Below are 23,159 nucleotides of genomic sequence, written 5' to 3'. Positions count from 1 at the left end.
GGGGCAAAGCCCCCTTCCCCCGATCGACGCCAAGATTTTCGCCTTCAGCGCGCGTCCAGATCCTCGATATCTATGACGCCGGCAACAGATTTCATTGCACCACGCACCTGGGGGCTGACCGGCAGGTCCGTGCCCAGTTCCATTTCCACCTCTCCTGGCAGTCCCGGGTCGATCAGCGTCACCCGGATCGGCCCCTTCGCGCGGACAGGTCCGGCGTCCCGGGTCCGCATCAGGATGGAATGGAGCGTCGGCAGCGCCCGCCCGTCATTCAGGAACAGGCGGAAACCGCCCCCGCCGCCACTGCTGCTCTCGGCATCGACGGGGCGCGCGCCCTTGCAAAGCAGCTTGAGCTGTTCGCTTTCCTGCGTTGCCTCGACCGTGACGACGACATTCTGCCCCGGCTCGAGGTATTCGCGCGCCTTTTCCAGCGTGTCGGAGAAAACGGTCATCTCGTAGAGCCCCGTCGGGTCCGACGCTTGCACAAAGGCGAACCGGTTGCCGCGGGCCGATTTCCGCTCCTGCTTGCCGGCAATCGAGCCTGCCATTTTGACCACCGCCGGCCCATGCTTGACCAACTCGGCGACCTCAGAGACGGTTTTCACGCCGCGCCGCCGCAGCATGCTCATGTAATCGTCCAGCGGGTGGCCGGAGAGGTAGAAGCCGATCGCGGCGTGCTCCTCGCGCAGACGCTCACCGGGCAGCCAGTCATCGACCTCCACCAGCCGTGGCTCGGGCAGGTCTTCCCCCGCCTCGCCGAACAGCGAGACCTGATTGGAATTGCGCTGCTCGTGGATTGCCGCCGAATACGCAACCAGCGCGTCGAGCGATTTCAGCACCCGGTGGCGGTTGCGGTCCAGAACGTCAAACGCGCCGGCGCGCGCCAACATTTCCAGCGGCCGCTTGCCGACATGTTTCAGGTCCACCCGCCGGGCGAAATCGAACAGCGTCACGAACGGGCCGTCCTTTCGGCCCTCCACGATCAGGTGCATCGCCTCGTGACCCACGTTCTTTAGCGCCGCCAGCGCGTAGACGAGCTTGCCGTCTTCCACGTTGAAAGTCTCGATGGAGCGGTTGATGCAGGGGGCCACGATCTCGATATCCAGCCCCCGCCGCACCTCCTCTGCATAGACCGAGAGCTTGTCCGTCAGGTGGATATCGCAGTTCATGATGCCCGCCATGAACTCGACCGGGTAATTCGCCTTGAGATAAGCCGTCTGGTAGCTCACCACCGCGTAAGCCGCGGCGTGGGACTTGTTGAAGCCGTAATTAGCGAATTTCTCCAGCAGGTCGAACACCTCGCTGGCCTTCTTCTTGTCCACCCCGTTCTCGCCCGCGCCCTTCTCGAATTTCGGCCGCTCGGCGTCCATCGCCTCCTTGATCTTCTTGCCCATCGCGCGGCGCAGCAGGTCGGCGCCGCCAAGCGAGTAGCCCGCCATCACCTGGGCGATCTGCATCACCTGCTCCTGGTAGACGATGATGCCCTGTGTTTCCTCAAGGATATGGTCGATCAGCGGGTGAACGGATTCGCGCTCCTTCACCCCGTTTTTGACCTCGCAATAGGTCGGAATGTTCTCCATCGGGCCGGGACGGTAGAGCGCCACGAGGGCCACGATATCCTCGATACAGGTGGGCTTCATGCGCCGCAGCGCGTCCATCATGCCCGAGCTTTCCACCTGGAACACGGCGACGGTCTTGGCGGCGGCGTAAAGTTCGTAGGTCTTCTCGTCATCGAGCGGGATGTGGTCGATATCCACCTCCACGCCCCGCAGCTTCAACAGGTCCAGCGCGTTCTGGATCACGGTCAGCGTCTTCAGCCCGAGGAAGTCGAACTTCACCAGCCCGGCCTGCTCCACCCATTTCATGTTGAACTGTGTGGCCGGCATGTCCGAACGCGGATCCTGGTAGAGCGGCACCAGCTCGTCGAGCGGCCTGTCCCCGATCACGACGCCGGCGGCGTGGGTCGACGCGTTCCGCAGCAGCCCCTCGACCTGCTGGCCATAGGTCATCAGCCGCTCGACCTGCTCGTCATTCCTCGCCTCCTCGCGCAACCGCTCCTCGGTGGCCAGCGCCTTCTCGATGGAGACGGGCTTTACCCCCTCCACCGGGATCATCTTGCTGAGCCGGTCCACCTGACCGAAGGGCATCTGCAACACCCGGCCTATGTCCCGCACCGCCGCCTTCGACAGCAACGCACCAAAGGTGATGATCTGGCCCACCTTGTCATGGCCGTACTTGTCCTGAACGTAGTGGATCACCTCCTCGCGGCGATCCATGCAGAAGTCGATATCGAAGTCCGGCATCGACACCCGTTCGGGGTTCAGGAAGCGCTCGAACAGCAGCGAATAGCGCAGCGGGTCCAGGTTGGTGATGGTCAGCGCATAGGCCACCAGCGAACCCGCGCCCGAGCCCCGCCCCGGCCCGACCGGAATATCGTGCTCCTTGGCCCATTTGATGAAGTCGGACACGATCAGGAAGTAGCCGGGGAAGCCCATCGACTCGATGATGCCCAGCTCGAATTCCAGCCGCTCGTTATATGCCTCGACACTGGCGGCATGCGGGATAACGGCGAGCCGTTTCTCCAGCCCTTCATGCGCCTGCCGGCGCAACTCTTCCACCTCGTCGGCGGCAAAGGTCGGCAGGATCGGCTTGCGCAGTTGTGAAACGACATGGCAACGCCGCGCGATCTCGACCGTGTTCTCGATCGCCTCCGGCAGATCGGCAAACAGCGTCGCCATCTCCTCGGGCGTCTTCAGGTAATGCTGCGGGGTCAGGCGCCGCCGCGCCTCCTGCTGGTCGACATAGGCCCCCTCGGCGATACAGATCAGCGCGTCATGCGCTTCGTAGAATTTGGATTTCGGGAAATAGACGTCATTGGTCGCCACCAGCGGCAGGTCCAACGCGTAGGCGTTCTCGACGAAGAACCGTTCGGTCAGCACCTCGGACTCCGGCAGCCCGTCCTCGCCCGGATGCCGCTGCAACTCCACGTAGAGCCGGTCCGGGAAAGCCGCCCTGAGCTTGTCCAGGAACTCCCGCGCCTTGGGCTCCTGCCCGGCGCGCACCATCCGGCCCAGCGCGCCATCCGGCCCGCCCGTCAGGCAGATCACGCCCTCGGAATGCTGCGCCAGCTCCTCGGCCGTCACATGCGGCAACTGGTGATCGCCGCGCAGGTAGAGGCAGGAATTGAGCTTCATCAGGTTGCCGTAGCCCGCCTCGTCCTGCGCCAGCAGGACAACCGGCGCAGGCGGCACCGGCTTCTGCCCCGGCAGGACCGGCTCGTATTCCAGGTCCACCTGGCAGCCCATGATCGGCTGGATCCCGGCCTTGCTCGCCGTGACGGAGAATTCCAGCGCCGCGAACATGTTGTTGGTATCCGTCACCGCGACCGCCGGCATGCCCATGTCGCGGCACAATCCCGGCAGTTTCTTGGTCCGGATAGCTCCTTCGAGGAGCGAGTATTCGGTGTGAAGGCGGAGGTGAATGAATCGGGGGGCGCTGCTCATGGAGGGACCCTACGCGAGCGGTTGTCCGGAAGGAAGGAAAGAGCTTGTTCGCGGGCGCAAGATAACCATTGCGAATCGCCCGCGTTAAGTGACATTTGCTTGTCTTTTGTTTTCGGTTCAAGGAGCCGCCTTGGTGGGTGACTTCGTCTTTTTCGCCCTGGTGGGATTCGTCGCCCAGCTTGCCGACGGCGCGCTCGGAATGGGCTTCGGGATCATCAGTGCCTCGATCCTGTTCGGAAGCGGCGTTGCGCCGCCGCTCGTCTCGGCGACGGTGAACGCCGCCAAGATCCCGACCGGGACAATCGCCGCGCTCTCGCATTGGCGTTTCGGCAATATCGACACCGCGCTGCTGCGCCCGCTGGCAATTGGCGGCGTTCTGGGCGGGCTGGCCGGCGCACTCACGCTCAGCCACCTGAAGGGCAACCTGCTGACGGTGCTGATCTCCTGCTATCTGCTGCTGATCGGCATGACGGTGATCCTGCGCGGGCTGCGCAACCGCCCCCCGCGCCCGGTCAGGAGCGGCAACGCCTCGCTGATCGGCGCCGCCGGCGGGCTGATCGAGGGAATCGGCGGCAGTTGGGGGCCCATCGTCACCCCGGCGCTGACGGGCGCAGGCCACCCGCCAAACCGCGCCATCGGCAGCGGTGCCGCGGCCGAGCTCTGCGTGTCCGTCGCGGTTTTCGTGACGCTCGCGCTCACCTACTTCGCCGGCACCTGGGCCCCGCAGCCCGGCCGCGGGCTGCTCATTCCCACCGCCGGACTGCTGGCCGGGGGCATCCCGGCCGCCGTTTTCGGTGGCTGGCTCGCCTCCCGGGCACCGCGCAGGGCGCTGACCATCGCCGTGGGCCTGCTCACGCTTGGCATCGGAACCTACCGCCTGCTGGACCTGTTCCTACATTAGCGGGCCTGTCCAGGCCGGCCAAGCCGTGCCCAAATATCGGGCAGCTGCAATTCTACCGGGCAGTTTGCGCCAGCATCTCCTTGCATTGGTAAACCGATTTGTCTTTGCTGAAGGTCGCAACAGGACCGCGCACCTTCTACGCCGCATCGAAGGCGCGCCGGGAAAGCAATTCAGGTATTGCGGCGGACGACCCGTATGAAGATCACTTTTCGTCTCAACGGAAAGACCGAGACCGTGCAGGCCGCGCCGACGCGGAGCCTTCTGGACTGGCTGCGCGAGGAGCGCGGGCTGACCGGCACCAAGGAGGGCTGCAACGAAGGCGATTGCGGCGCCTGCACCGTCATGGTCAGCGATGCCGAAGGCCGCGCGCAGGCGCTCAACGCCTGCATCCTCTTCCTGCCGCAGCTTGAGGGCAAGTCGGTGCGCACGGTCGAAGGGCTGGAGGGGCCGGACGGCGCACTCCACCCGGTTCAACAGGCACTGATCGACCACCACGGCAGCCAGTGCGGCTTCTGCACGCCCGGGTTTGCCATGTCCATGGCCACGGCCCACCTGAACGGACAGACCGATTTCAACGACCGGCTGGCCGGCAATCTCTGCCGCTGCACCGGCTATGCGCCCATCGTGAAAGCCGCCGAGAGCGCGGCCAGCGCCCCCGTCCCCGACTGGATCCGGGAGGGACCCGCCCCGCGCCCAGAGGGGCACAGCCCCGACGCGGGCGCGGAGGCGGAGGTGGCCCTGCCCACCTCCTCCGACGCGCTCGCCACCTGGTACGCGGCCCATCCCGATGCCACCCTGGTCGCAGGCGCCACCGATGTCGGGCTATGGGTGACAAAGGGCCTGCGGGAGCTTCCCGAGATGGCCTTTCTCACAGGTTGCACCGACCTGGCGCAGATCACGGAGACCGACACGGAAATCCGTATCGGCGCCATGGTCACGATGTCAGACCTGCGCCCCGTCATGGCCCGCCACCACCCGAGCCTTGCCGAATTGCTCCGCCGCTTCGCCTCCGCGCAGGTGCGCGCCGCCGCCACCGTCGGCGGCAATATCGCCAATGGCTCGCCCATCGGCGACACGCCTCCGGCCCTGATAGCGCTCGGCGCGAACCTGCACCTGCGCCACGGCGACAGCCGCCGCACGATTCCGCTGGAGGAGTTTTTCATCGCCTATGGCAAGCAGGACCGCGCGCCGGGCGAGTTCGTCGAGGCGGTCAGCATTCCCCGCCAGCCGGACAATCTGCATTGCTACAAACTCTCCAAACGTTTCGACCAAGACATTTCCGCCCTCTGCGGCTGTTTCAACATCGCGTGTGAAGACGGGCGCGTCCGCAACGCCCGGATCGCCTTCGGCGGCATGGCCGCCACGCCCAAACGCGCGCGCCATGTCGAGGCGGCCCTTCTCGGGCAGGAATGGACCCCGCAAACGGTGGACCGCGCCGCCCATGCCTTCACGCATGATTTCTCACCCATCAGCGACATGCGCGCCTCGGCAGACTACCGGCTGGAGACCGCCGCCAACATGCTGCGCCGCTGCCTTGCCGAAACCCAAGGCACGGCCACGAACGTGCTGGAGGTCCGCCCATGAGCGTCTCCCGCCCCCTGCCCCATGACGCCGCCCGCCTGCATGTGACGGGAGCCGCCCGCTACGTGGATGACATCCCCGTGCCGGCCGATTGCCTGCACGCCGCCTTTGGGCTGTCGGAAATCGCCGCTGGCACCATCACCGAAATGGATCTCAACGCGGTGCGCGCCGCCCCGGGCGTGATCGCCGTGCTGACCGCCGCCGATCTGCCCGGCCATAACGACGTCTCTCCGGCCCCCGGTTTCGTCGAGGAGATGCTCTCCTCCGGCGAGGTCTATTATCTCGGACAGCCGATCTTCCTCGTCCTCGCCGAGAGCCACCTTCAGGCGCGCAAGGCCGCGCGGCTGGGAGTGATCCGCTACGAGGAACGCAAGCCGATCTTCACCATCGAGGACGCGCTGGCCGCCAATTGGCGTTTCGAGGACGGTCCGCGCGTCTATGAGAGCGGCGATCCGGAGGACGCGATTGCCACGGCGCCCCGGCAGATCGACGGCTCGATCGAGATGGGCGGGCAGGAGCATTTCTATCTCGAAAGCCAGGCCGCGCTGGTGCTGCCGCAGGAGAATGGCGACGTGGTCGTGCATTGCTCCTCCCAGCATCCGACCGAAATCCAGCACAAGGTTGCCGAGGCGCTGGACGCCCCCATGCACGCCGTGCGGGTCGAAGTGCGGCGCATGGGCGGCGGTTTCGGCGGCAAGGAGAGCCAGGGCAACGCGCTGGCCTGCGCCTGCGCCGTCGCCGCGCGCCTGACGGGCCGCCCCTGCAAGATGCGCTATGACCGCGATGACGACATGGTCATCACCGGCAAGCGGCACGATTTCCGCATCGATTACCGGGTCGGCGTGAGCGCCGAGGGAAAGATCCTCGGCATCACCTTCGAGCAGTATTGCCGCTGCGGCTGGGCACAGGATTTGTCCTTGCCGGTTGCGGACCGGGCGATGCTGCATGCCGACAACGCCTATTTCCTGCCAAATGTGCGCATCACCTCGCACCGGCTGCGCACCAACACCCAATCCGCCACGGCCTTCCGCGGCTTCGGCGGCCCGCAGGGGATGTTGGGCATCGAGCGGGTGCTCGATCACATCGCCCATGATCTTGGCCGCGACCCATTGCAGGTGCGTCGGCTGAATTACTACGCGGAGGCGCCCCTTGGCGAGGCGGGGGGGCTGTCTGCCCCCGCCGCCCATCGGGCTCGAACCGATGGCGCCTCGATGGACGGCCCCCCCGAGGATATTTCCGGAAAGGCGATCGATAGAACGCGCACCCCATATCACATGGAGGTGGAGGATTTCTGCCTTGGCGCACTGACCGAAAGGTTGGCGGAAAGCTCCGGCTACGCGGCGCGCAGGGCGGCGGTAGCGGAGTGGAACGTGGCCAACCCGATCCTGAAGAAGGGGATCGCGCTGACGCCGGTCAAGTTCGGCATTTCCTTCACGCTGACGCATCTCAACCAGGCGGGCGCGCTGGTGCATGTCTATTCCGACGGCTCGATCCAGTTGAACCATGGCGGCACGGAGATGGGCCAGGGCCTGTTCCAGAAGGTGGCGCAGGTGGCCGCGCAGGCTTTCGGCGTCGGCATGGACCATGTCCGGATCACCGCCACCGATACCGGCAAGGTGCCCAACACCTCGGCCACGGCAGCCTCCTCGGGGACGGATCTGAACGGGATGGCGGTGAAGCTGGCCTGCGACGAGATCCGGGAGCGGATCGCCGCGGTTATTGCCGAACGTTACCAGGCCGCGCCCTCCGATGTGCGGTTTGCCGGAGGCATGGTCCATGTGGGCGCTGAGGCGCTGTCTTTCGCGCAAGCGGCGCAGGCAGCCTACCAGGCGCGGGTCAGCCTGAGCGCGACGGGGTTCTATCGCACGCCCAACATTTCCTGGGACAGGATCGCGGGGCGTGGCCGACCGTTTTTCTACTTCGCCTATGGCGCGGCGGTGACCGAGGTCGTCCTCGACACGCTGACCGGCGAGAACCGCATTCTGCGGACCGATATCCTGCATGATGCCGGGGCCTCGCTGAACCCGGCCATCGATATCGGCCAGATCGAGGGCGGCTACGTGCAGGGCGCGGGCTGGCTGACCACGGAAGAGCTGGTCTGGGACACGAAAGGCCGGCTGACGACGCACGCGCCCTCCACCTACAAGATCCCGGCCTGTTCGGACCGGCCGGAGATCTTCAACACCGAACTCTGGGAGGCGCCGAACCGCGCGGAGACGATCTATCGCTCCAAGGCGGTGGGCGAGCCGCCCTTCATGCTTGGCATCTCGGCCTTCCTCGCCCTGAGCGATGCGGTTGCCGCCTGCGGGCCGGGCTATCCCTCGCTCGACGCCCCGGCCACACCGGAGCGGGTCCTGCGGGCAATCGCGAGGGTGCGCCAATGAGCTTCGCGCTTCGGGACGTCGCGGAGGCCGTCGAACGGCACGGTCGGATCGCGCGCGTTGTTCTGGCCGAGATCGCCGGCTCCGCGCCCCGCGAGGCCGGTGCATCCATGCTGGTCTGGCCGGATGGGCAGAGCGGCACGATTGGTGGCGGCCAGTTGGAACTGGAGGCAACCCTTGCCGCCCGGGATGCCCTGCGCTCCGGCAAAGCCGCCCTGCGGCGGGTGCCGCTCGGCCCTGCGCTCGGGCAATGCTGCGGCGGGGCGGTGACGCTGGCGACCGAGATACTTGATGCAGACAGCCTCGCCCGGCTCGCGGGAACCGAGAAAGCGGGCTGTCTTGCGCGCCCGATCCAGGGCGCGCAAGACGCCCCTCCCCTCGCGGTCGAACGGCTGCTCGGGCAGATCCGCAATGGCTCGAGCGCTGCCAAAACCACGCTTCTGGGCGATTGGCTGATCGAACCGGTCCTGCGTCCCTCCCACGCGCTCTGGGTTTACGGCGCGGGCCATGTCGGCCGTGCGATCGTCGACATGATGGCGCCGATGCCGGAATGGGCGGTGACATGGGTCGACACCGATGCCGCGCGTTTCCCCGAACGGATCGCGCAAAACGTCACCCGCCTCGTGGCCGCGGAGCCGCAGCGCGTCGTGCCCCATGCGCCTGCCGATGCGCATCACCTCGTGCTCACCTATTCCCACGCACTCGACCTGGAATTGTGCCACGCCCTGCTGGAACGCGGCTTTGCCAGCGCCGGCCTGATCGGCTCGGCGACAAAATGGGCGCGCTTCCGCCAGAGGCTGCAAAAGCTCGGCCATGCCGATGCCTCAATTTTACGCATTGCCTGCCCGATAGGCGACCCGACCCTCGGGAAGGCACCACAAGCCATTGCGGTTGGCGTCACAGCCTTGTTACTTAGAGCAACAAAAGCGAGTCCCGAAGCTGCCATGGACCGTCCCGCGTGACCGATCTTCTCTCCGTTCAGGGGCTCACCAAGGCCTATCCCGGGGTCGTCGCCAATGACGACGTCTCCTTTTCCATCGCCCCCGGCGAAATCCACGCTCTTCTTGGCGAGAACGGCGCCGGGAAATCGACGCTGGTCAAGATGGTCTACGGGCTGGTGAAGCCCGATACCGGCAAGATGGAACTCTTTGGAAAGCCCTTTGCCCCACCGGAACCGCGCTCGGCGCGTGCGGCCGGCGTGGCGATGGTGTTCCAGCATTTCTCGCTTTTCGAGGCGCTGACCGTGGCCGAGAATGTCGGCCTTGGCATGGAGAACCCGCCGCCACTGGGCCAGCTCAGCCGCGAAATCCGCGAGGTGAGCCACGCCTATGGCCTGCCGCTGGACCCGCGCCGGCTGGTGGGCGACCTGTCGGCGGGCGAACGGCAGCGGGTGGAGATCGTGCGCTGCCTGTTGCAGGATCCCAAGCTGCTGATCATGGACGAGCCGACCTCGGTTCTCACCCCGCAGGAGGTCGAGATCCTCTTTGCCACGCTGAACAAGCTGAAGGCCGAGGGCACCTCGATCCTCTATATCTCGCACAAGCTCGAAGAGATCCGCGCGCTCTGCGACGGGGCGACGATCCTGCGCCGGGGCAAGGTTGTCGCCAGCTGCGACCCGCGCGAGAATTCGGCCGCCGAGCTGGCCGAGCTGATGGTGGGCGAGGCGCTTCAGGTGCCCGACCGCGCACCGGGGGAGACGGGCAAGGTCGTGCTCACGGTGGCCGGCCTGACCAGCGAGCATGTCGATACCTTCGGCACCAAGCTGCAGAATATCGGCTTCGAAGTGCGCGCGGGCGAGGTTCTGGGCATTGGCGGCGTGGCCGGCAACGGGCAGGACGAGCTTCTGAGCGCGCTTTCGGGCGAGACGATCGGATCGCCCGAAACCGTTCGCTTTCGTGGCAAGCCCGTCGGGCACCTGCCGCCGAATGCGCGGCGGCGCCTTGGCATGCTGTCCGCGCCCGAGGAACGGTTGGGCCATGCCGCCGCCCCCGACATGAGCCTTGTCGAGAATGCCATACTGTCGGGCTGGCAGCGGCAAAAGCTGACCAGCGGCGGCGGTTTCCTGCGGTGGGGCGCGGCAAGGAGCTTCGCCGAGGAGATCATCGCCGCCTTCGACGTCCGCACGCCGGGCGCGCATGTCGCCGCCCGCGCGCTCTCGGGCGGCAACCTGCAGAAATTCGTCATCGGCCGCGAGATGCTCCAGCGCCCGGACCTTCTGATCGTCAACCAGCCGACATGGGGCGTCGATGCCTCTGCCGCCGCCGCGATCCGGCAGGCCCTGCTGGATCTGGCCAGCGCCGGGGCTGCCGTTGTGGTGATCAGCCAGGACCTCGACGAGCTGATGGAAGTCTCCGACCGTTTCGCCGCGCTGAATGCCGGCCATCTTTCGGCGCCCAAACCCGCGCGCGGACTGAGCATGGAGCAGATCGGCCTGATGCTTGGCGGCGCGCATGACATGGATGTCGCCAATCCCGACGAGGCCCATCACATCATCGAAACCTACGAGGAGGGCCACCCGTGATCCGGCTGGAGAAACGCCCCACGCCGTCGCGGGCCTGGACCTATGCGACACCCGTTCTCGCCGTGGCCCTGACAATGCTGGCCGGCGGCCTGATGTTCGCGGCCCTTGGCAAGAACCCGTTCCTGGCGATCAAGACGATCTTCTACGATCCGATCCTGGGCGAGTTCGCCTTCTACTATCGCGGCCAACTGCTGGTGAAGGCCGGGCCGCTGATCCTGATCGCCGTCGGGCTCGCCATGGGCTTCAAGGCGGGCATCTGGAATATCGGGGCCGAAGGGCAATACATCATGGGCGCCATCTTCGGCGCCGCGGTGGGGCTGGCCTTCTACCCGGCCGAGCATTGGTACATCTTTCCGCTGATGGTGATCGCGGGCGCCATCGGCGGGCTGCTCTGGGCGATGATCCCGGCGCTCCTGAAGGTGAAGTTCAACACCAACGAGATCCTCGTTTCGCTGCTGCTGGTCTATGTCGCCGAGCAGTTGCTGGCCGCCATGGCTCTCGGCGCGCTGCGCAACCCCGATGCGACTGGCTTTCCCGGCTCGCGCAACCTCCAGCAATACCCGGCCGCCTCGAACCCCGAGATCTGGGCCGGCACCGGCATCCATATGGGCGTCGTCGCGGCGCTGATCGCGGTGATCTTCGCCTATATCCTGCTGTCACGGCACCTGATGGGCTTCCATATCCAGCTCGCCGGCCAATCCCCCAAGGCCGCCCGCTTCGGCGGCGTGAACCCGACCGCGCTGGTCGTGTTCTGCATGGGGCTCTCCGGCGCGCTCGCGGGGCTTGCCGGCATGTTCGAAGTCACTGGCCCCGCCGGCCAGATCGCCATCAGCTTCAACTCCGGCTACGGCTTCACGGCGATCATCGTCGCCTTCCTCGGCCGCCTACACCCGATCGGCATCCTGCTCGCCGGCCTGCTCATGGCGCTCACCTATATCGGCGGCGAGGCCGCGCAGGCCACCCTGCAGATCCCCGCCGCCGCCATCCAGGCCTTCCAGGGCATGCTGCTCTTCTTCCTGCTCGGCGTGGACGTCCTGTCGAACTACCGCATACGGCTGGTGAAGGAGGGCGTGGCATGATCGACGGAACGGTAGCCGGGCGCGCGCCTGCCCGTGGGATGGCGCCGCAACGCAGGTTCGGGGCGCTTTATGGAACCAGATCCGCAAAAGCTCAGAGCGATGCCCTGACTTCACCAAAGCGCCAGCCCGCCGGAACGGGCAGGCGCTCGCACGGCGGCTTCGCCTTGATTCCGTGCGCATTGGCGCTTCGTTCCACTCCCGCCGGAGACCAGTCATGAACCTCGATTCCATCAACTGGATCCTGCTCCTCGCCTCCCTCATGGTCGCCTCCACCCCGATCCTGCTCGCCGCCATTGGCGAGCTGGTCGTGGAACGCGCGGGCGTGCTCAATCTCGGCGTCGAGGGGATGATGATCACCGGCGCCATCTGCGGCTTCGCCATCTCGGTCGAAACCCAGTCGGCCACGCTCGGCTTCATCGCCGCCGCCATCGCCGGCGCCGCCATCTCCATGCTCTTCGGCCTGCTCACGCAATACCTGCTCTCCAACCAGGTCGCGACAGGGCTCGCGCTCACGCTGTTCGGCCTCGGCTTCTCGGCGCTGATCGGACAGGGCTATATCGGCATCAAGGGCCTCTCCGCGCCCAATATCCATATCCCCGTCATCTCCGATATCCCCATCATCGGCCCGGTCCTGTTCCAGCACGACCTCATGGTCTATGTTTCCATCCTGCTCATCGCCGCCACCTGGGCCACGCTGAAATACACCCGCGCCGGCCTCATCCTGCGCGCCGTGGGCGAGAACCACGAAGCCGCCCACGCGCTCGGCTACAAGGTCATCCGCATCCGCCTCACGGCCATCGCCTTCGGCGGTGCCTGCGCCGGACTCGGCGGCGCCTATCTCTCCATCGTCCGCGTCCCGCAATGGACCGAAGGGCTTACCGCCGGCGCCGGCTGGATCGCCCTCGCGCTCGTTGTCTTCGCTTCCTGGAAGCCCTGGCGCGTGCTGATCGGCGCCTATATCTTCGGCGGGCTCACCGTGCTGCAGCTCAACCTGCAGGCCGCGGGCTTCAAAATCCCCGTGGAGTACCTCTCCATGTCGCCATACCTGATCACGATCCTGGTGCTCGTGGTCATGTCATCCGGCCGCTCCCGTGCAGCGCTCAACGCGCCCGCCGAGCTCGGCCGATCCTTCCATGCCTCATCCTGAGGCTGCTGCCTGAAACCACAACGGGAGAAACAACATGAACTTCAAGACCCTGCTCGCCGGCACCGCGCTGGCGCTTGGGCTCGCCGGCGCCGCGGCCGCCGAAGGTCCGGTCAAGGCCGGCTTCATCTATGTCGGCCCGCGCAATGATGGCGGCTGGAGCCAGCACCATCACGAGGCCGCCGTGGAAATGATCGAGCATTTCGGCGGCGCCGTCGAACTGGTCGAGCAGGAAAGCGTGCCCGAAGGCCCCGATGCCGAACGCGCCATGACCCAAATGGCGCTTGGCGGCGCCGATGTCATCTTCACCACCTCCTTCGGCTTCATGGACCCGACCATCAACGTCGCGGCCAAGTTCCCGGATGTGAAATTCGAGCATGCCACCGGCTACAAGACAGCGGACAATGTCGGCGTCTACTCCGCCCGCTTCTACGAGGGCCGCGCCGTTCAGGGCTACCTCGCCGGCAAGATGACCAAGACCAACAAGATCGGCTATATCGGCTCCTTCCCGATCCCCGAGGTTATCCGTGGCATCAACGCCTCCTTCCTGCATGCCAAAAAGGTGAACCCCGATGTCGAGATGTCCGTCATCTGGATCAACACCTGGTTCGACCCCGCCAAGGAAGCCGACGCCGCCCAGGCGATGATCGACCAGGGCATCGACGTGGTGCTCCAGCACACCGACTCCACAGCCCCCCAGATCGCCGCGCAAAAAGCCGGCAATGTCTACACCTTCGGCCAGGCCGCCGACATGGCCGAGTTCGCGCCCATGCCGCGCATTTCCTCCATCATCGACGTCTGGGCGCCCTACTATATCGAGCGCGTTCAGGCCGTGCTGGACGGCACCTGGGAGAGCGATAACACCTGGGACGGCATCGGCGCCGGCATGGTCGGCATCGGCGAAATCTCCGACGCGGTTCCCGCCGACATCAAAGCCGAAGCCGAAGCGCTGCGCGATTCCATCGCTTCGGGCGAATTCCACCCCTTCACCGGCCCGATCAACAAGCAAGACGGCTCCGTCTGGCTGGCCGAAGGCGAAGTGGCCGATGACGGCACGCTGGCCGGCATGAACTTCTACGTCGAAGGCCTCACCGGCGAGATCCCGCAGTAATCCTGCGGCACGACCCCGACAAACCGGAAGGGCTCGCCATCGGCGGGCCCTTTTCCTTTTCTACTGGAAGTGCCGCCAGCGCCGCGCCCGGCTCAACACACGATGGCGGTCATGCTATACCCAATGCCCAATCGTTCTGGGCGGATAGCCACGGACCAGCATGGTTCCTCGAATGCGTTTTTCGTTGAACCAACTCACCGAACGCGATTTCTCCTGACCATCGCCCGGGTCATTGAACGCGACCGCCCCTTCGCCAGAATCGTTGCAGCCGATAACCACGACTGCATGGGCCACGCCAAACCACATACCAGCGGCCCATATCGGGCCATACCGGGTAAGCGTCGCGATCAGACTTGCAGCCGTGAACTCATGGTCGCTCGAATTCAGAAGCTTCAGGCCTTCGAACTTGGCCAGTTTCTTGACTTCATCGACGGTGATGCCGGTGTTCGAGACATAAGCCGCCTCAAGCGCGATCTGCCGAGGACCGACTTCATAGGTATACCCAATCATCATTGCCGCCGCATTCCAGCAAGACATTGATTTAGCCTGCTGAAGACGCGGCACATCATACTTGATTGATCCCAATTTCCGTTCCTCCCGAAATTGCTGCGCAGAATTCCCGCGAGCTTCAAAAAATCTCCTAAAATGGCCGATACCATGCAGGATTTTCGCATCTTCATGGGATTCTCCCAAGAGAAATTGACCCGAAACTCCGAGTTCGAGATTTCGTCGCCGGGCTATGGGTGCTCGAGCCGCCGACAAGCAGATAGAGCGCGCCCGGAATCCTCACGTCGATGATTGACCAAACGTTCCCCGCCACACCCTGTACGCGTAAACGAACGAACCCCACGGCCAAAACGACCGAAATTCCGGTCAAAACCGGGTTTTCGCTCCCTCTTCTCTTTCCCGATCGACCGAAACGGAAGTCAAACCGGTCGTTTCGGTCCGATTTTCGGTCGTTTCGACCGCCCCTTTGTGACGTTTCGACCGGTCTGAACCGCCCGTCCGGCTGCGTTTCCGGCTCAACGAGGCGCGGATTTCCCCTTCCCAAAAGCTTTCGTTTGATGTTTCATTCGAAAGAACTGACCGGGATAATCGTACAAAATGAAAACCGGACGAAACACCAAGGCGCGGCAGCAGGCGATCCTGCGGCATCTGCACCAGAACGGACGCGCCATGGTCGAGGATCTGGCGGCCTTTTTCGAGACCACGCCACAGACCATTCGCAAGGATCTCAACATCCTTGCGGAGGAAGGTCGGGTGATGCGCTTTCACGGCGGTGCGGCGCTGCTCGCGGGGAGCGAATATACCGGCTACGAGGTGCGCCAGCAGATTGCGCGCGATCAGAAGGAACGGATCGCGCGCGCCGCCGCGAAGCTCGTTCCGAACAATACCGCGATCATCATCAATACCGGCACCACCACGGCGGAGGTCGCACGCTGTCTTGGCCAGCATTCGGGACTCAAGATCGTCGCGGATTCCGTGCTCGTCGCCAATGAAACAAGGCATTTTCCCGGTGTGGAAGTGATGGTTCCCGGCGGCGTCGTCCGCGGCTCGGACGGCGCGATTCTGGGCGAGAGCGCGGTGGAGTTCATCCGGCAGTTCCGGGCCGACCTCGCCATCGTCGGCTGTGCCGCCATCGCCTCGGACGGCGCCCTGCTCGATTACGACCTGCGCGAGGCGGCGGTCGCCCGCGCGATCCTAGGCTGTTCGCGCAATGTCATCCTGACGGCGGACTCGTCGAAATTCGAACGCATGGCGCCGGTCTGCATCGGGAACCTGCAACAGATGCGCACTTTGGTGACCGACAAGGCCTGTCCGGCGGAATTACGTAATCTTTGTCGCAGCTTGGGGGTCGGACTAGTTCTCGCGGAGTAAGCCCGGCTGTGCCACAAAGACCTTGCCGACCATTTCGACGGTTGACAGGTACATTCGTTTGGAACAGCATTCGATAAATTCGAAACATAAAACGCGCGCATCGAATCGCGCACCGGTTTCGAATTCCTAGGGAGGAGATAACTGGTGCTAGCACTGCTGCGTCCGGTTTGTTGGCTCAATACTAAGCTTTTGCGTGTTGGGCGCAGCATTGGCTGGGTTGCCCTGGCCCTTATGGTGTTTGTCATCCTGCTGCAGGTGTTCTTTCGCTACGTGCTCAACAGTGCGCTTAACTGGCCTGATGAAGCGGCGCGGTTCCTGATGTTGTGGATGACCGGGCTCATGGCGCCCTCGGCCTATCGTTGGGGCGGGTTCGTTGCCATCGACATGCTGCCCCAGGCGTTGCCGCGCGTCCCCGGCTTGCTGCTGTCGCTCGTCATCCTGGTGCTGTCGCTCTTCGTGCTCGTCATCGGCGTGCAGCATGGATACGAGCACACGTTCGGCTTCGGTGGAAAATTCAACTCCTCCAGCCTGCGCATCCCGCTCGAATGGTTTGGGATGGAGACGATCAAGGTCAAGCTGCGCTTCATGTACATGTCGCTCTTCATCTGCATGGTGCTGCTGATCGCGGTCAATGTGGAGCTGATCCTGCGCAACCTGATCCTGCTGGGCGACGCCGATGCGGATCTGCCCTCCGACGACGCCCCCGACATGCTGCAGAGTGCCGATTGATGCTTGCCCTGTTCCTTCCGCTCTTCCTGATCTTCCTGCTCATTGGCATGCCGGTCTTCTTTGCGCTGCTGGTCTCGCCCGGCGCGCTTCTGTGGCTGAACGGTCAGGAGCGTGACATCGCGCTGCTCTATCGCAACCTGTACAACGGGATGGACAGCTTCCCGCTGATGGCCCTGCCCTTCTTCGTGCTCGCGGGCGAATTGATGAACAAGGGCGGGATCACGACCCGTCTCGTCGAGTTCTCGCAAGCACTCATGGGACATCTGCGCGGCGGGTTGGCGCATGTGAACATCCTCTCGTCCATCTTGTTCGCCGGCCTCTCAGGTTCGGCGGTGGCGGACACCTCCGCGCTCGGATCGACACTAATCCCGGCAATGGAAAAGAACGGCTATACCCGGACCTTCGCGGCTGCCGTAACTGCCGCCTCCTCGGTCATCGGGCCGATCATCCCGCCCTCGGGCATCATGATCATCTATGCCTATGTCATGGGCGAGAGCGTTGCGGCGCTGTTCCTGGCCGGGATCGTGCCGGGTATCCTGGTCGGCATCGGGCTGATGCTCGTGGTGCGGATGATGGCCGACAAGTACGACCTGCCCAAGGCCGAACGCATCGTCACCGCCGGACAGACGATCAGTCCGCTGGAAGACAAGGTTTCTTTCGTCCTGTTGCGGTTGAATTTCGCCGGCATCCTGATGGTCGGCTTCAATCTCGTGGCCTCGGCGCTGGAGGCCATGACGGGCACCGTGGTCTCGATCAATGGCTGGCTGATCTTCATCGTCTTCCTGCCGATTGCGCATCTTTTCCTGATGCGGATGCGGCGCAACACGTCGAATGATTTCCGGATCATCTGCAAGAAGGCCGTGGCCCCCCTTCAGACACCGATCATCATTCTCGGCGGCATCCTGATCGGCGTTTTCACCCCGACCGAGGCCTCGGCCATCGCGGTGGCCTATGCGCTGATCATCGCCTTTTTCGTGCTACACTCGATGAAGCTCGGCGATTTGCCCGCGATCATCACCAAGGCCGCGCTCTCGGCCGCAACCGTGCTTCTGCTGGTTGGTGCCGCCGTGTCGTTCAAGACGGTCGTGTCGCTCAGCCACGCGCCCGAGCACATGGCCGTCTTCATCCTCGGGCTGTCCGAGAACCCGTTGATCCTGCTGTTCCTGATCAACATCCTGCTCTTCATCGTCGGAATGTTCCTGGACGCCGGCCCCGCGATCATCATCCTCGGCCCGATCCTCGGCCCCATCTTCGTCGATCTCGGCGTCCACCCGGTCCATTTCGCCATCATCATGTCGGTGAACCTGACCGTCGGCCTGGCGACGCCACCCATGGGGCTGGTGCTCTTCGTGGCCTCGGCCGTGTCGGGCGAGAAGGTGGAGGCCATTTCCAAGGCCATCCTGCCATTCCTGGCGGTCGAAGTGCTGGTGATCTTCCTGATCACTTATTTCCCGGCCATCTGCATGACGATCCCGCGCCTGACCGGTTTCGTGCAATAATCGATTGAATGCTCTCAAAGGGAGGAAAGAAAGCATGTTCGGAGCAACCATCAAGACCCTGACGGCCGCCGCCATTCTGGCGGGCTCGACCATCGCGGCAACGGCGGCGGATTACACGCTGCGCGCGACGGCGAACTCGAACGAGAATGACGAGGATTACGACGGTCTCGTCGTTTTCAAGAACTATGTCGAAAGCGCCTCCAACGGTGCGATCGAGGTCGAACTGTTTATCGGCACCCAGCTTTGCGGCAATGGCGCGGAATGCCTTCAGGGCGTGGCCGATGGTTCGGTGGATATCTACATCTCCACCTCGGGCGGCGCTTCGGGCATCTTCCCGTATGTCCAGGTGCTCGACCTGCCCTACCTGATGACATCCGACCGGATCGCCGAGGCCGTGCTTCAGGGCGATTTCACCCGCAAGATGCGGGACATGGCGCTTGAGGATTCCGGCGGCATGATCCGCCTGATGACCATCGGCAACACCGGTGGCTGGCGCAACTTCGCCAATACCAAGAAGCGCATCCAGATGCCGGCGGACATGGAAGGGCTGAAGATCCGTACCGTTGTCGCCGACCTGCCGCAGGAACTGGTCAAGGCGCTCGGCGCATCGCCCACCCCGATCCCGTGGCCGGAGTTGTTCACCTCCTTCCAGACCGGCGTGGTCGAAGGCTCCAAGAACGGCATCACGGACATCATGTCGATGAAATTCCCCGATGCCGGCCTGCAATACGTCACTCTGGATGGGCATGCCTACATGGGTGCGCTCTGGTGGATGAACAACGCCAAGTTCATGGAGATGCCCGACGAGCTGAAGATGGTGGTCAATGACGGCTTCTATGCCCTTCAGCAGGCCACGTTCGCCTCGCCCAAGCGGAAATCCATCGCCGCCTACGAGGCCTTTGTCGAAGGTGGCGGCGACCTCTACGTGCCGACGCCTGAAGAAAAGGCCGCGTTCAAGGAAGCCGCCGCGCCCGTCTATGACTGGTTCAAGGCCAATATCGACGGTGGCGAAGCGATCTTTGCCGCGCTGACCGAAGCCGTTGCCGAGGTCGAGGCGGAAATCGCCGCCGCCAACGAGATGGATCTCAAGTGAATCCTGCGTCCGGAGCCTTTCGGGGCTCCGGACCCCCTGGCCTCCTACCGGAACGGGTAGAGCCACACACGATAGTCATCAATCAGTACGTGGGCATGTTCGATTTGTTCGGGCGTCATCTTCTTTACGACTTCTTCCTGAGAAATCGCGGCATCGGGGTCCCCCCCGATGGCGGAGAGCGCATACCACATATAGGCGCGCACGAGGTCCGGGGCGGGCATGCCGCGGCCGACTTCGTAGTACCAGCCGATGCCGGATTGCGCCCCCGGATGCCCCTTGAGCGAGGCGCGCAGATACCACTCGAAGGCGCGCACATCGTCCTTCTCAACGCCCAGCCCGCTGGCATACATCACCCCGATCAACTCCTCGGCCTCGGCATTTCCCGCCCGCGCCGCCGGCAAAAGCTCTTCCATCGCCTCCGGGTAGCGCTGCGCGTCCATCAGGTCTCGGGCGGTTTCGATCTCGGCCAGCGCCGGGCTGGAAAGGGACAGGGCAAGCGCAAGGCACAGGCGTTTCATGGGATCCTCCTCGGGCTGACACTGGCAGCCTTCGGCGCTCAAGCAAGCGATCTTCCGCGCCAATTGCAAGCCTCCGATTTCCCGGTCTTCCCCGATGCGCAGGTGAAACTCGGCCAATTGCTGTTTTTCGACCCGATCCTCTCCGGGAACCGAAATATCTCCTGCGCCACTTGCCATTCTCCCGAGCACGGCACGACGGATGGCCTGCCGCTCGGTATCGGCGAGGGGGGCCATGGCGTCGGCCCGAAGCGCAGCGCCGGCACCGGCGATGACAGGATCAAGAAACGCATCCCACGGAACGCCCCCGCGCTGTGGAATCTTGGCGCAAAGGACATCCACACGATGTTCCATGATGGCCGTGTGCATGTCTCCGATCTCTATGGCAACGGCTTCAACAGCCCCGCGCAGGAATGGCTGCCCGAGGGGTTGGATTCGGTGCTGGCCGCGCAGGCACTGTTTCCCATGACCTCCGAATTCGAGATGGCGGGAAACCCGAAGGAGAACCAGGTCGCCGGCGCCGTCTATGACCGGATCGACAATGTCTGGCCTATCCTGGCCAAGCGGGTGCGGATCATCCCTGAATACGCGCAGATGTTCGAAGCCGCCTATGCGGATGTCGAAAGCCCACTCGATATTGACATCACCCATATCGGCAACGCCCTCGCCGCGTTTCAGGCGACGGAATTCCAGAGCTTCGACAGCCCCTTCGACGTCTATCTCGCCGGAGAGGGAAACGCGCTGAGCGCGGAGCAGAAAGCCGGGATGGACCTCTTCTACGGCAAGGCTGGCTGTTCCGCTTGCCATTCCGGCCCGCTCTTCACCGACCAGGAGTTCCACGCGATCACCCTGCCGCATTTCGGCCCGGGCCGGACGCGCATGTGGGATCCGATCGTGCGTGACGTGGGCCATATGGGCGTCTCGGACCGGCTGGAGGACGCCTATCGCTTCCGCACGCCGTCCCTGCGCAATGTCGCGCTCACCGCGCCTTATGGCCACAACGGGGCCTATGCGACGCTTGAAGGCATCGTCCGGCACCATTTGGACCCTGCCGCCGGTTTCGCCGCCTGGACACCGGAAGAAGTAACGCTGCCCGAGGTCCCGTGGCTGGCCAGAGTGGATTTCGTGACCCTGCAGGACAAGCAGGAGCGTGCCCGGCAGGCTGCGGCAGGCGATCTGGAACCGGTCGGCCTGAACGACGAGGAGGTAGGCCAGATCGTCGCTTTCCTCGAGGCGTTGACCGGCACGGACTCGATCAAGGGCCGGCTCGGCCGCCCTCATCGCGTTCCCAGCGGGTTGGAGGTGGATTGATGGCACAGATCCTCGTACTCGGCATGGCGGCGGTGGATTTCGTTCTCTCGATGGACGCCTTCCCGACCGACGCTGCGAAATACCGCGCCAAGGCGGCCGATATCGTCGGCGGCGGCCCGGCCGCCAATGCTGCCGTTGCCATCGCGCGGTTGGGCGGCGAGCCCAGCTTCATCGGCCGGCTGGGCAACGATCCGCTGGCCGATCTCGTGCTGGGCGATCTCGAGGCCGCAGGTGTCGGAACCGCGCATGTACACCGCGCGACAGGTGGCCGGTCTTCCTTTTCCTCGGTTTATGTAGACGCGCGGGGCGAGCGACAGATCGTGAATTTCCGCGGTGACGGCCTGACCGAAGAGGTGGACTGGATCGCCCGCCTTCCCGCCGCGCGCGCCGTGCTTGTCGACACCCGCTGGCCGAATGGCGCCGCTGCCGCCTTGCGAATGGCGCGCGAATGGGGCGTTCCGGGCGTTGTTGACGGCGAAGCGCCGATCGATCCGCGCCTGTTGGAGAATGCCTCGCATCTCGCGCTCTCGGCGCAGGGGCTGGCGTCGCTGGAGCCGGGGGACGACCTCGCCGCCGCGCTCGAAAGGCTCGCCGCGCGCGTTCCAGGCTGGGTCTGCGTGACCGATGGCGCGAACGGCGTCTGGTACACCGGCGCGAGCGGTATCGACCATATCCCGGCTTTCCGTGTCGATGTGGTCGACACGCTGGCCGCCGGCGATGTCTGGCATGGCGCCTTCGCGCTGGCGCTCGCCGAGGGGCAGGCGGAGGCGGAAGCGATCCGCTTCGCCAATGCCACCGCGGCCCTGAAGTGCATGACCTTTGGCGGACGATCGGGCACCCCCGACCGCGCCGCCGTCCTGACCTTCCTCAAGGAGTACGTATGATGGAACTCACACCCGGCAAGCTGTGGGGCCTGCGTCGCATGGCCGGTGAGAACGGTATCTTCAAGATGACGGCAACCGACCAGCGCCCGCCGATCAAAAACCCGATCAAGGCCCATCTGGGTCTGGACGAGGCGCCCTGGGAGGAAGTCGCCCGCTTCAAGGGCCTGTTGATCGAGACGCTGCAGGCGCAATCCACCGCGATGCTGGTCGATCCGCATTACGCCATTCCCTATGGCATGGATACGCTCGATCCGGCGAAGGGCCTGATCGTGACGCTGGAGGATTCGGTCTTCGCCGAGACACCGGGCGGGCGGCTGTCGAGCGATATCGACGACTGGTCGGTCGCCAAGATCAAGCGCATGGGCGGCGACGCGGTGAAGGTGCTGGCCTGGTATCGCCCCGATGCGGACGCCGACGTGGTGCAGGCCCAGAACGATTACGTGAAGCGGATCGGCGAAGAATGTGCCCGCTACGACATCCCCTTCCTGCTGGAAATGCTGGTCTATCCGCTCGCCAAGGATGCGCATCAGACCAAGGAATACGTGGAGATGAAGGGCAAGAAATCCGACGACGTGCTGGCCACGGTCGAGGAGTTCGCCAAGCCCGATTACGGCGTCGATGTCTTCAAGCTGGAAAGCCCGGTGAATGCCGAGGATGCGGACGGCTCCGCGGATGTTCAGGCGATCTTCGACGAGATGGGCCGGCTGGCGGGCCGCCCCTGGGTGATGCTCTCGGCCGGCGCCGGCAAGCCGGAATTCCGCAAGGTGCTGGAACATGCCTTCGCCGCCGGAGCGTCGGGTTTCCTTGCCGGTCGCGCGATCTGGCTCGACGCTTTCCAGTCCTATCCGGACTGGGCCGCGATCGAAGCCGGGTTGCGCGGCGAAGCCTGCGACTACATGGCCGATATCTCGGCGCTGGCGGATGCGAAGGCGACCAACTGGGCGCAGCACGCATGCTATGGCGAAGGCGGCGCGCGGTTCAAACCCGCCGATGCCAGCTTCCGTCACGGCTATGACGCGTTCTGAGGTCGGG

18 protein-coding genes are annotated in these 23,159 nt (G+C 64.6%); 15 read left to right on the top strand and 3 right to left on the bottom strand.

All coding sequences use genetic code 11. From position 1 onward, the window contains the following. Nucleotides 1-44: 44 nt before the first annotated feature. Nucleotides 45-3,500, bottom strand: coding sequence for a DNA polymerase III subunit alpha (gene dnaE, locus BLR85_RS14350; protein WP_093157261.1), 3,456 nt, complete (start codon nucleotides 3,498-3,500; stop codon nucleotides 45-47). Between the two features lie 133 nt (nucleotides 3,501-3,633). Here dnaE and BLR85_RS14345 point away from each other — a divergent pair, with 133 nt between their 5' ends. From BLR85_RS14345 to BLR85_RS14310, 8 genes are all read left to right on the top strand, one after another. Further along, nucleotides 3,634-4,401, top strand: coding sequence for a sulfite exporter TauE/SafE family protein (locus tag BLR85_RS14345; protein ID WP_093157258.1), 768 nt, complete (start codon nucleotides 3,634-3,636; stop codon nucleotides 4,399-4,401). 195 nt (nucleotides 4,402-4,596) lie between these two features. Next, entirely contained in the window at nucleotides 4,597-5,985 is a 1,389-nt protein-coding gene (xdhA, locus tag BLR85_RS14340) for a xanthine dehydrogenase small subunit (protein ID WP_093157255.1), read from the top strand. Further along, nucleotides 5,982-8,366, top strand: a complete 2,385-nt coding sequence (xdhB, locus tag BLR85_RS14335) for a xanthine dehydrogenase molybdopterin binding subunit (RefSeq protein ID WP_093157252.1) — start codon at nucleotides 5,982-5,984, stop codon at nucleotides 8,364-8,366. The genes xdhA and xdhB overlap by 4 nt, the downstream gene beginning before the upstream one ends. Next, nucleotides 8,363-9,325 (top strand): xanthine dehydrogenase accessory protein XdhC, encoded by a 963-nt coding sequence (gene xdhC, locus BLR85_RS14330; protein ID WP_093157249.1) that lies wholly within the window; start codon nucleotides 8,363-8,365, stop codon nucleotides 9,323-9,325. Before xdhB ends, xdhC begins: the two co-directional genes overlap by 4 nt. Beyond that, entirely contained in the window at nucleotides 9,322-10,884 is a 1,563-nt protein-coding gene (locus tag BLR85_RS14325) for an ABC transporter ATP-binding protein (RefSeq protein ID WP_093157246.1), read from the top strand. Before xdhC ends, BLR85_RS14325 begins: the two co-directional genes overlap by 4 nt. After that, nucleotides 10,881-11,963 carry an ABC transporter permease gene (locus BLR85_RS14320; RefSeq protein WP_093157243.1) on the top strand — a complete coding sequence of 361 codons (1,083 nt, stop codon included), beginning with the start codon at nucleotides 10,881-10,883 and terminating at the stop codon, nucleotides 11,961-11,963. The genes BLR85_RS14325 and BLR85_RS14320 overlap by 4 nt, the downstream gene beginning before the upstream one ends. A gap of 214 nt (nucleotides 11,964-12,177) precedes the next feature. Next, nucleotides 12,178-13,110 carry an ABC transporter permease gene (locus tag BLR85_RS14315; protein ID WP_093157241.1) on the top strand — a complete coding sequence of 311 codons (933 nt, stop codon included), beginning with the start codon at nucleotides 12,178-12,180 and terminating at the stop codon, nucleotides 13,108-13,110. A gap of 34 nt (nucleotides 13,111-13,144) precedes the next feature. After that, the gene (locus tag BLR85_RS14310; protein WP_093157238.1) at nucleotides 13,145-14,218 is read left to right on the top strand and encodes a BMP family ABC transporter substrate-binding protein; all 1,074 of its coding nucleotides are present in this window, start codon (nucleotides 13,145-13,147) and stop codon (nucleotides 14,216-14,218) included. A gap of 114 nt (nucleotides 14,219-14,332) precedes the next feature. On the opposite strand, the gene BLR85_RS14305 is transcribed toward BLR85_RS14310, so the two are convergent. Then, the gene (locus BLR85_RS14305; protein ID WP_139188397.1) at nucleotides 14,333-14,803 is read right to left on the bottom strand and encodes a papain-like cysteine protease family protein; all 471 of its coding nucleotides are present in this window, start codon (nucleotides 14,801-14,803) and stop codon (nucleotides 14,333-14,335) included. Between the two features lie 519 nt (nucleotides 14,804-15,322). On the opposite strand from BLR85_RS14305, the gene BLR85_RS14300 reads away from it, so the two are divergent. From BLR85_RS14300 to BLR85_RS14285, 4 genes are all read left to right on the top strand, one after another. Next, complete coding sequence (locus BLR85_RS14300) at nucleotides 15,323-16,096, top strand: DeoR/GlpR family DNA-binding transcription regulator (protein ID WP_068311085.1); 774 nt, start codon at nucleotides 15,323-15,325, stop codon at nucleotides 16,094-16,096. A 144-nt stretch (nucleotides 16,097-16,240) separates the two neighbouring features. Next, on the top strand, nucleotides 16,241-16,825 hold the full coding sequence (locus tag BLR85_RS14295) for a TRAP transporter small permease (RefSeq protein ID WP_342028789.1): 585 nt from the start codon (nucleotides 16,241-16,243) through the stop codon (nucleotides 16,823-16,825). Next, a complete protein-coding gene (locus BLR85_RS14290) occupies nucleotides 16,825-18,324 on the top strand; it encodes a TRAP transporter large permease (protein ID WP_093157229.1) in 1,500 nt (499 codons plus the stop codon). The genes BLR85_RS14295 and BLR85_RS14290 overlap by 1 nt, the downstream gene beginning before the upstream one ends. 34 nt (nucleotides 18,325-18,358) lie before the next feature. Beyond that, nucleotides 18,359-19,417: a TRAP transporter substrate-binding protein gene (locus tag BLR85_RS14285; protein WP_093157226.1), complete on the top strand. Its 1,059-nt coding sequence runs from the start codon at nucleotides 18,359-18,361 to the stop codon at nucleotides 19,415-19,417. A 44-nt stretch (nucleotides 19,418-19,461) separates the two neighbouring features. Here the strand turns inward: BLR85_RS14285 and BLR85_RS14280 are convergent, their stop codons facing one another. Further along, nucleotides 19,462-19,935: a tetratricopeptide repeat protein gene (locus BLR85_RS14280; RefSeq protein WP_093157223.1), complete on the bottom strand. Its 474-nt coding sequence runs from the start codon at nucleotides 19,933-19,935 to the stop codon at nucleotides 19,462-19,464. Between the two features lie 15 nt (nucleotides 19,936-19,950). Between BLR85_RS14280 and BLR85_RS14275 the strand changes: the two genes are divergently transcribed. The 3 genes from BLR85_RS14275 to BLR85_RS14265 are packed head-to-tail and all read left to right on the top strand — an operon-like array spanning nucleotide 19,951 to nucleotide 23,152. Then, complete coding sequence (locus tag BLR85_RS14275) at nucleotides 19,951-21,243, top strand: cytochrome-c peroxidase (RefSeq protein WP_425284483.1); 1,293 nt, start codon at nucleotides 19,951-19,953, stop codon at nucleotides 21,241-21,243. After that, entirely contained in the window at nucleotides 21,243-22,127 is an 885-nt protein-coding gene (locus BLR85_RS14270; protein WP_093157220.1) for a PfkB family carbohydrate kinase, read from the top strand. The genes BLR85_RS14275 and BLR85_RS14270 overlap by 1 nt, the downstream gene beginning before the upstream one ends. Then, nucleotides 22,127-23,152: a tagatose 1,6-diphosphate aldolase gene (locus tag BLR85_RS14265; RefSeq protein WP_093157217.1), complete on the top strand. Its 1,026-nt coding sequence runs from the start codon at nucleotides 22,127-22,129 to the stop codon at nucleotides 23,150-23,152. The genes BLR85_RS14270 and BLR85_RS14265 overlap by 1 nt, the downstream gene beginning before the upstream one ends. The last annotated feature ends 7 nt before the right edge of the window (nucleotides 23,153-23,159 follow it).

The sequence above is a fragment of the Aliiruegeria lutimaris genome (genome assembly GCF_900099935.1).
GTDB classification, from domain to species: domain Bacteria; phylum Pseudomonadota; class Alphaproteobacteria; order Rhodobacterales; family Rhodobacteraceae; genus Tropicimonas; species Tropicimonas lutimaris.
This window is presented reverse-complemented; position numbering and strand designations above follow the sequence as displayed.

Excerpts from the sequence above, each read along its gene's own strand:
- dnaE (WP_093157261.1), bottom strand. The coding sequence starts at position 3,500 with ATGAGCAGCGCCCCCCGATTCATTCACCTCCGCCTTCACACCGAATAC.
- xdhA (WP_093157255.1), top strand. The coding sequence starts at position 4,597 with ATGAAGATCACTTTTCGTCTCAACGGAAAGACCGAGACCGTGCAGGCC.
- xdhB (WP_093157252.1), top strand. The coding sequence starts at position 5,982 with ATGAGCGTCTCCCGCCCCCTGCCCCATGACGCCGCCCGCCTGCATGTG.
- xdhC (WP_093157249.1), top strand. The coding sequence starts at position 8,363 with ATGAGCTTCGCGCTTCGGGACGTCGCGGAGGCCGTCGAACGGCACGGT.
- BLR85_RS14315 (WP_093157241.1), top strand. The coding sequence starts at position 12,178 with ATGAACCTCGATTCCATCAACTGGATCCTGCTCCTCGCCTCCCTCATG.
- BLR85_RS14310 (WP_093157238.1), top strand. The coding sequence starts at position 13,145 with ATGAACTTCAAGACCCTGCTCGCCGGCACCGCGCTGGCGCTTGGGCTC.
- BLR85_RS14300 (WP_068311085.1), top strand. The coding sequence starts at position 15,323 with ATGAAAACCGGACGAAACACCAAGGCGCGGCAGCAGGCGATCCTGCGG.
- BLR85_RS14290 (WP_093157229.1), top strand. The coding sequence starts at position 16,825 with ATGCTTGCCCTGTTCCTTCCGCTCTTCCTGATCTTCCTGCTCATTGGC.
- BLR85_RS14285 (WP_093157226.1), top strand. The coding sequence starts at position 18,359 with ATGTTCGGAGCAACCATCAAGACCCTGACGGCCGCCGCCATTCTGGCG.
- BLR85_RS14280 (WP_093157223.1), bottom strand. The coding sequence starts at position 19,935 with ATGAAACGCCTGTGCCTTGCGCTTGCCCTGTCCCTTTCCAGCCCGGCG.
- BLR85_RS14270 (WP_093157220.1), top strand. The coding sequence starts at position 21,243 with ATGGCACAGATCCTCGTACTCGGCATGGCGGCGGTGGATTTCGTTCTC.
- BLR85_RS14265 (WP_093157217.1), top strand. The coding sequence starts at position 22,127 with ATGGAACTCACACCCGGCAAGCTGTGGGGCCTGCGTCGCATGGCCGGT.